Below are 8,592 nucleotides of genomic sequence, written 5' to 3'. Positions count from 1 at the left end.
TTTTGAATGTATACTTTTGTTATGTAAATTGAGGATATCAGGTAATTTGGTAAGAATTCAATATTTCCGGTGATTCGAATGTAAACTAATATACAAAAGTTTACATTCGAATTCAAAATAAGTTAAAAGCACTTTTTAATGTTTTAAAAGTGCTTTTAACTTGATGTTGATGTGACGGAATCTCAAGTATGTAGAAATTTAAAAAAGTCCCTTAATAAGGCTAAAGGGACTTTGCTCACACAAATGATCTGCACATCAATTCACTTTTGATATACAGATCATTTGTATGATAATTTTTATAAATAATTGCGGAATAATGAACTTACATTACTGCTTTTAAAAGTTCTTGTACAAATGGAATGATTCCACCTACAAATTTTAAAACTGCCATTGCGATTGCCATATTATTTCCTCCTCTTTTTTCATATTAAGGTATGATAATTTTTATAAATAATTGTGGAATAATGAACTTACATTACTGCTTTTAAAAGTTCTGTTACTAATGGAAGTACTCCACCTAAGAATGATAAAACTGCCATTGCGATTGTCATATTATTTCCTCCTCTTTTGTTGATGCTAAGATGTTATTTATCTTTATGCTTTCATTATAGTAAGCGCTTACATTTATAACAATACATTTCTATATGCAATATTGCATATTTATACGTTTAGACAAAAAATAGACCTCTATTAGTCATTCTTTAATGGTACCATAGCGAGGTGAGAGTCTTTAAGGGTTCTCCTTAATAGGAGGAAACGATATGGAAAGAATGCAAGTGATTGATAGTAATCTGAAACTCAAGAGCTGGGTTAAACAGGTATTAGCTGTAGGCGGAATGTTAGGGTTCTTCTATTTGATGTTATATGTTTGTAGTTTCTTAATTGTTATGTAAATATATACAGCTATACTAGTAGAGTCTTACCTACAGAGGTAAGGCTCTTTTGTTGTATCTGAGGTGAATTTTTTTGGAAGGTACTCCAAAATATTAGGTTGATGGGCATGTGGTTCTACCTCTATCACTGAAAGTAAACTTCTATCTAAAAGTTTACATTCGATAATAAATCAAAAAAGAGTCTTAATTATTTAGGATTCTTTTTTGATTTATTAAAGACTTTTGCCAAGCCCAACAGAATAAAAACAAGGGTGAATACACTTAAAACGCTAATAATTAAAAAACTTTTTTATATAACGAATGGCCCCCCATAGAAAACTACGAAGGGCCAATTTTTTCAAAGAGTATTCAAGAAAATTGGTTATATCTTATTTAGAATAAATATTTGAAAAACGAAGAGATGATGTTTTTAAACAAAATTATTGGATTTATAGGTTTTCGTTCTAACCAATTTATTAAATGAAATTTTGAGGTACACATTCACGAACACCAGAATTTTTCAATGAGTTAAATAAAGCTGCACTGATGATTAATATAACATTGTCATCAGTTCCATTTTCTAAATCATAGATTGCCCAGTATGAATTATCGACTGTAAAAATACATTTTCGTTCTAATTTAAATCCAGGTTCTAAAGTTGGAAGTGTAGCAACTGGTACAATTACAGGTGTATCACCTTCATCTCTAATAAAATCGAAAGTTTGCTCGTCAATTTCGTAGATATTAACTGGATCAATTTCTACACCTTGATCTGGAATTGTAATTTCATCTTCAACTAATAAGAAAAAGCGTTCGTTTCGAAAATTGAAAAGGGATCTTGCTCCAATTTCAAATGATGCCATTTTATATTCACCTCCTTAGCAACTTTTTCATAGATTTAAAGTTGCTTTTACATAGTATGTTAGATTAATAGATTCGGTTAAGGCATGTACCTTTATAAATTGAATCTAGGTAGAAGTCGTTGTGTATGTTGGTCAATCAAAACGGACCTAGTGAAGCGAAGGGAGTATTTGACTTGACCAACTGGACTACACCCGAACCCTCTTGGCACTGAACAAACTACCGTTTGTTCCTGCCAACCGGCGAGGGAGCCCCTCAAGGATTGAGGGGTTGGGGAGTTGGATAGAGGGGGTCTGGGGAAGAGTTCCCCAGTGGGTTTGGGCAAAGTCCAAGGTTTGTTTTTGCCATGCTAAGCATGGCTCGGCAACGCCGGAAAGCGTCGCAGACCCCTATCGATTTTGATACGTAGTGTCAAAATAAGTATAGAGTTACTTTAATTGACTCCATTTCGTCGCTTTGCTAGACTTATGGAGTCAATTAATCTAGGAAAAGTGGTGGCACTTTATGTTGGGTTCTATCTCATTTAATCAATCTCATCAAAGTTCATTAAGCCATAATAACAGAGAAAATATTCATGGGAATCCTGGTATAGATCCAGCCAGGTTACACGAGAATATTTACTTTGTTCAAAAGGACATCCGAAGTGTATACAAGGATGTTTTTCAAGAAGCAGTGGACAAGTATAACGAGAAGCAAAAACGGAATGATCGCAAAATTGATGACTACTATGACAAAATACATAAAGATGATAAGACACATGAGCAACGAGAATTGGTTGTAGCGATTGGGGAAGGCAAAGACGACCCAAAGTATAGGGAAGCTAAAAAGGAAGCGTTAAAACAGTATGCAGAAGCGTTTCAAGGACGAAATCCAAATCTAACAGTTTATAATATGGTTTTGCATGATGATGAAGCCAATCCACATTTACATATTAACTATGTACCGAATTTCGAAAGTAGTCGAGGATTAACGAGGCGTGTCGGAATGGATAGAGCTTTGCAACAACAAGGTGTCGAAGGAAAGGGAAGAAAGTTAATTGAGTTTTGGAGAGAAGAGGAAACGGCTTATATTGAGCAATTAGCGAAAGAACACATTCCGAATTTTGAACGTGCCAATGTAGGTTCACATAAATACATGAAAGTCCGTCAATACAAGGAATATGCAGAAACAAAATCACTTGTTGAGAATCAAGTACAAGAAAAAGAAATGCAGTTACAAATGATTGATCATCATTTAAAAAATGTTGAAGAGAAAACAAATGAATTACAAGTAGAGAAAAAGAGTTTGGAAAGTGATGTTGTTGATACGTACAAAGAATTAGAGATAGTGAAACAACAAGTAGAGAGTGAAAGTGAAAAGCTGCAGCTAATTAACCAGTGTCATGTAGGGTTAGAAAAAAGAGTAAATCAAATGCAAAAAGAATTAGATAGTGCTACGGATCAAGTACCAGATGAACGTGTTAAAATTCCATTTTTACGTAGAGAAGTAATAACACAAGTACTGAATAATAAAACGTTTGGGAAAGTTGAAATCATGAAGTCCCAAACTAAAAACTATGTGTTATCGCCAGAACAAATGCGAGAAGTTGCGAAACAAGTGAATGCAGTGGTTACTATTAAAAAAGATTATGAGCGTTTGAAAAAAACAGATTTTGTGAAAGAGAATGAGAGTTTACGAGCAGATAATAAATACTTAGAAGAAACAATAGAGGGTAACAATCTTGCTTTAAATCATTTTTATAAACAAAATCATGAATTAAGAGAAGAAAATAAAGAATTGCATACTGAAATAAGTGGGTTAAAAGCTCATATAAGGGTTTTGCGGGAAAATATAAGAGTTTTATATAACTTGTCAAAAAAAGTTCTTGGAGAGCGATTTAAAGTGTTTAGAGGGCTTGTTAATGATAAATTGGATAGCAAGGGGATAGATAATCAATTTGAACGTGAACATAAAAGAGAAATGAATAAACATCGTTGATTGGATATGGAGCGGTAAAAAATAAAGAAACTTTGTTTTTATCTTTAAGGTTATTGAAAACGTGATAGAATGAAAAAAAGAGCCATGCGGGAACATGACTCTTTTCATAGGGTATTCTACGAAAATACCTAAAATTCACTTATCTGATTATAGATTATCATAATTTGATTTATAATCAAATAGCAAAAAATAGGTATTTTTGTTGATTCCCTCAATTAAGGAGGAATTAACTTAGATATGACAAAGAAAAATATTGATTTTGGACAAGCTGAAAAAAAGGCAAAAGTAAGAGATAGTAAGATTGATAGTATTTATGAAAAACTTGAAAATAGTGGTGGACTTTCTGAAGAAGAAAGAGTCATGATGCTACAAGTATTGAGTAAAATGTCTGGTGGAGAAGAATACTTCATTGGCAAAAAGAAAAAACCTACGGATCGGGTGAGATTTGTGCAAATGATTACAGAGAATATTGATTATTTATGTGAAATTGGCTATTTAACTCAACCGGAAAAGGCATTTTTATTTGATATTTCAAGATTTCTAGAATTTAAATCTAATGTTATTGTTGAAAAAAATGAAGATGATGATATAAAACCGAATGCAGCGTCTCCTAGTTATTTAGCTAAGAAATTAGGGAAAACAAGGACTTCTATTTCGAAAATGATGAATGAATTGCTTGAAAAAGGAGTTTTAGGAGTTGCAGAAACTGGTGTAATAACTGAAGATGGAAGAACCTGTTCAGCAAGGACTTGGTTTGTTAATCCTAATATATTATGTAACTCACCTAAAGATGATATTGATAGAGCGACTCAACAAATTTTTTCAAAAGCTTTACGTAATATCAAAATTGAAGGTAATAGAAAAAAACATAAACTACCAATTTATTTATTTTAGATGTCAATTTTTATATTGACATCTTTTTTTATATATGATTTTCCATTTTATAGGTGTTAAAAAAAATTAACACAGGTGTTAATTTTTTTTAACACCTCATGTCTTATAAACCCTTGCTATTACTGACTTTTTGTATTTTCTCTATCTCACTCTTATATATAGGGCTAAAAGTTCCGCAAGGAACGGGTCGTATTTTTGAGAAAATCACTCAAAAATCTCCACCCTCAGAATCAAAAAGTCGGTTCGTTAATCCTCACCTAAAGGCTATTGCCTTTTCTTTTTGATTCTGTCCTTGCAAAACTTTTTTCGGCTCGTGTGCTTTTTTCGCCAAGCCGACAGACAAAAAGCAAAGCAATGGTTCTCGACTTGGACTAGCAAGTATACGAGCCGAACCGCTTAGATTATTCGTTCCAAGACAGTTCTTATTCAAATAATAGATACGTAATACGTGGGGTTTCGCCCCCACACGACGAGCCAGCACTCTAGCCAAAAAGCAAATTTCTAATTAAAAACAAAAAATCACCTTAGGTTGGTCTTTTGTAATTTTAAATATTAATTTCTACAAGTGCCGTTACCAAAAATGGACAAGCTTCATTTATTGATAGTAGTACACAATTTGTACAACATATTCTATAAATGGAGATGAAGAAATGCCTTGTGTGGTAATCGATTTTTATATTGCGCCCGATTCAATAATAACAGATGCTGAATTTAGAGAACATGTACGCTGGGTAAATCAAATTTGGAGGGTAGGAGCTGGTATTGATATAAGATATCGTTTTAGGGACCCTACAAATACCAGAAGAATCGTAAGGGTACCAGTTGATGGTCCTATAGTTCTTCCTGGTCAATCCTTCCCGTGTGAATTTACTATATTTGAAGATATTCCTGAAAACTTACAAGCTGACTTGGATAGCAGACCTACTGGTACAGGACCATGGCCTGTACCAAATGAAATAGATGTTGCAGTATTTTATATAAATGGACCAATAACGCTTGATAATGGTGATCTTGTACAGGGTTGTGCTCCTATAGAAACGCCTAACATTTTAGGACCAAGTGTTATTATTGCAAACCCTATAGATCAAGTATTTACTAATTGTCCACAAATCCTTGCACATGAACTAGGACATGTTTTTAATTTACCTCATGTTGATGCTGAAGATAATATCATGCACGTTCCTTTAATAGACAATGTATCTATTAATCTAACTCAAGAACAAATTAATATAGCTCATGATGCAATTAAGAATCTTCCTGATTGTTAATCAAAAGGATCAATTAAAATTAAGAAAAAGAGGTGATTAAAATAAAAGGGAAACACTTTTCACATAAAAAAGAAAAATACTATTCGTATAGACAAAACAGCATAATACAAGAAAAATCACAAACCTCTAAAGATGATTGTGGTTGTGATTATGGAAATTCACCAGATAGTTTACCAGTAGATCTTCCGACAAATAATTGCAAAGAAAATCCTTGGCAATTTCCTCCTAAATCGCACTAACTACCTTAATTCTCAGGTCACCTTTACTAATTATATGTAAAGGTGACCTGAGGAAAGAAAGCGGCTTTAAAATTATGTTGTATATTCTATACATAAGAGGTTAACATAACACCTTATTATCGGGATTCAATGTATTTAAAAGACTATTAAAAGTCCTCCAGATTGTTTAACTGGAGGACTTTTGTGTTTACATAATTCTTGATATCAGAAGTAAAAGCAAACCCTTCTCTACATGATACACAATAACTTATTATTATTGTTCCTGGGTTTTTTTTCTACGTTTTTTTATACAAAACTATGGCTTACTGGGGAGAGCCTTGTCTTCGAATGATGTACTTACTAAACTATGGGTTCTAAACTTTCAATTAACGATATTGATACAAAAATCACATCTTCTACACCAGGTTCTTTTAATACAGCTATACCATCCCGGACATCAATTACCTTTACTCGGTTTATCGATTGTAATCCAACTGAATGAACATTTAATAATTGTTTATTTTTTTTGTGTAATTTCAACCGTTTGCGTATGGATATTACACAGGTGTCTACAAGACAACGACAATTATTGCATGTTGGCGCGCATGTTGACGGAACACATGTTGACGAATTTGTTAATGGCCTATAGGAAAAAATAAAACATATTGCCAAATCCAATTGTCCACCATCATTAGGAAGATTTGCTGTAACACTTCCACAGGAAACGTTCGAAAAATTCAACACAGCATTGCTTCTATTAACAGTTTGAATGTCACTAGGTGAATTTCTAAAATTAGATAAGACTTCTCTCATGTCCCTAACACTAATAATCTCTGTACACTCGCAATCTTGTTCTCTACACTTGCAATCTTGTTTTTTATCCACGACCTCACTTGTCCTTTCTAGTATTTTTAATATCATATGCATAAATACTAGAGTGTGAAAGTGAAGATGACCTAAGTCATTAACTGAAATTTGAAAGCTGATTTGCTTCATGCTTGTAATAGAACTATTGGATTCTATTACATTTTATTAGGATTTATTGCATTCTAGGGGTACCGCCAGCATTTTGGAAAAAAACCACGCTAAGCGAAAATACAATGAGCTGCCCATAGGGACAGCTCATTTACATAATTATCGTTCTCGGAAGTTGATTTTGTACCGCTCTTTCTCGTAATTCACTATGTTTTCAAAAGAAAATAGTGAAAGGCAAGGCGATGAATACATTTACAAAATGACAAAACTGTAAGAATACACGAATGTTTGTAAGAAAGTTCGATGTTTTCCTTTTTCTTTTTTTATTATAGTGAAAAAGAAGAACGAAATATTCTTTTATGTAGGAAAGGAAGATAATAATGATTGATCTATTAAATAAATGGATGTTAGAAAGTACAGGCAATTTTAATATCGTTGTAGGACTTACAGCACTTCTATTTTTGGGTTCAGTAATTGCACTTATTATTATTTACAAAAAAATTGGTAAACCAGATGAAAAAACAAATGCTATTTATTTAAAAATTATTTCTCGTATGTTTACTACTCAAATTCTAATGAATGCTATATTTATTTCTTTAGTTGGTAAAGATATTGAGAATTTCCGTCAAATCTTTATATTATTTGAAGCTTTTGTATTCTTTATTGGAGCTATTTATTCGTTTAAATTATATAGACAGGAATACAAATAATTCACTTATAAGAAACAATAAAAAACAGTAGTGATTTTACACTACTGTTTTTTATTGTTCATTTTCAAATGTAAACTTTTTATTTTTAGTTAACTGTATATTCTATACATATGAGGTTAACATAACGTCCTATTATCGGTAGCGAGGACAAGGTGGAATCCTTATGTTTACTTGGTTTCCTGTTTTACACTTGTCCAATTCATATGCATGATTTTATACATTGTTGTTATAGCAAGGATTCTAGCGATCTTTGCTATTTTCTTTTTTTTCTTTTTTTGTATAAAAATTTGTATAAATTATTAGATTGGTAGATGCAAAAGAAAATGTTATGTAGCAACTATAGAACGGCTGATAGCAGCTATGAATAAGAAGAATATAACACTAGAACAAGCTGTAAACTTAGTAATATCAAGTACTGAAGAAATTAACATAGCAACTGTTGCTATAGGTAGCGTAGCAGACACAGAACAGAAGAAATCATTTTGAAGTCGTTCTGTTTAGTAAATGAATTTTAAAATTTAATAGAAAAAAGAAAGAAGAATTTTTTAGGATTCTTCTTTCTTTTTAGTGTATGAACATTTTTAATTAGCGACCAGATTGTCCGCCAACTCTTACTTGTTGAGTTTGTAATACTTTTAAAGTAAGATCAAGAACGATTTTTTCACGTAATTTGTCAAATTCTTTCTCATGATTTTTATCACATGAATCATGATCATCATGACCATAACCATAATCATCATCATGATCACATGGTGAAAAATCAAGTTCATAAAATTCTGCACTAATTAATTCACAGAATGGTTGTTCATTATAGAAA

At 32.2% G+C, this 8,592-nt stretch carries 6 protein-coding genes and 1 pseudogene; 5 read left to right on the top strand and 2 right to left on the bottom strand.

The features are described 5' to 3' along the window. Positions 1-761 precede the first annotated feature (761 nt). Complete coding sequence (locus tag MR065_RS27550; RefSeq protein WP_277927555.1) at positions 762-893, top strand: hypothetical protein; 132 nt, start codon at positions 762-764, stop codon at positions 891-893. A gap of 455 nt (positions 894-1,348) precedes the next feature. On the opposite strand, the gene MR065_RS26320 is transcribed toward MR065_RS27550, so the two are convergent. Continuing rightward, on the bottom strand, positions 1,349-1,735 hold the full coding sequence (locus tag MR065_RS26320) for a spore coat protein (protein ID WP_242215646.1): 387 nt from the start codon (positions 1,733-1,735) through the stop codon (positions 1,349-1,351). A 502-nt stretch (positions 1,736-2,237) separates the two neighbouring features. Between MR065_RS26320 and MR065_RS26315 the strand changes: the two genes are divergently transcribed. From MR065_RS26315 to MR065_RS26300, 4 genes are all read left to right on the top strand, one after another. Continuing rightward, positions 2,238-3,710, top strand: a complete 1,473-nt coding sequence (locus MR065_RS26315; RefSeq protein WP_242215645.1) for a plasmid recombination protein — start codon at positions 2,238-2,240, stop codon at positions 3,708-3,710. Positions 3,711-3,947: 237 nt separating this feature from the next. Then, on the top strand, positions 3,948-4,604 hold the full coding sequence (locus MR065_RS26310; protein ID WP_242215644.1) for a MarR family transcriptional regulator: 657 nt from the start codon (positions 3,948-3,950) through the stop codon (positions 4,602-4,604). A gap of 650 nt (positions 4,605-5,254) precedes the next feature. Then, positions 5,255-5,872 (top strand): hypothetical protein, encoded by a 618-nt coding sequence (locus MR065_RS26305; protein ID WP_242215643.1) that lies wholly within the window; start codon positions 5,255-5,257, stop codon positions 5,870-5,872. Positions 5,873-7,445: 1,573 nt separating this feature from the next. After that, positions 7,446-7,775 carry a 6-aminohexanoate hydrolase gene (locus tag MR065_RS26300; RefSeq protein WP_242215642.1) on the top strand — a complete coding sequence of 110 codons (330 nt, stop codon included), beginning with the start codon at positions 7,446-7,448 and terminating at the stop codon, positions 7,773-7,775. Positions 7,776-8,360: 585 nt separating this feature from the next. Here MR065_RS26300 and MR065_RS26295 read toward each other — a convergent pair. After that, positions 8,361-8,592 (bottom strand): annotated as a pseudogene (locus MR065_RS26295) (CsxC family protein); the annotation flags it as partial.

The organism is Bacillus cereus group sp. BfR-BA-01383 (assembly GCF_022663495.1).
Taxonomy (GTDB): Bacteria; Bacillota; Bacilli; order Bacillales; family Bacillaceae_G; genus Bacillus_A; species Bacillus_A cereus_AU.
The sequence above is the reverse complement of the archived record's forward strand: the minus strand, read 5'-3'. Positions and strand labels throughout refer to the sequence as shown.

Bases quoted from the DNA above. Each gene is read 5' to 3' on its own strand.
- MR065_RS26300 (WP_242215642.1), top strand. From the start codon at position 7,446: ATGATTGATCTATTAAATAAATGGATGTTAGAAAGTACAGGCAATTTT.
- MR065_RS26310 (WP_242215644.1), top strand. From the start codon at position 3,948: ATGACAAAGAAAAATATTGATTTTGGACAAGCTGAAAAAAAGGCAAAA.
- MR065_RS26315 (WP_242215645.1), top strand. From the start codon at position 2,238: ATGTTGGGTTCTATCTCATTTAATCAATCTCATCAAAGTTCATTAAGC.
- MR065_RS26320 (WP_242215646.1), bottom strand. From the start codon at position 1,735: ATGGCATCATTTGAAATTGGAGCAAGATCCCTTTTCAATTTTCGAAAC.
- MR065_RS26305 (WP_242215643.1), top strand. From the start codon at position 5,255: ATGCCTTGTGTGGTAATCGATTTTTATATTGCGCCCGATTCAATAATA.
- MR065_RS27550 (WP_277927555.1), top strand. From the start codon at position 762: ATGGAAAGAATGCAAGTGATTGATAGTAATCTGAAACTCAAGAGCTGG.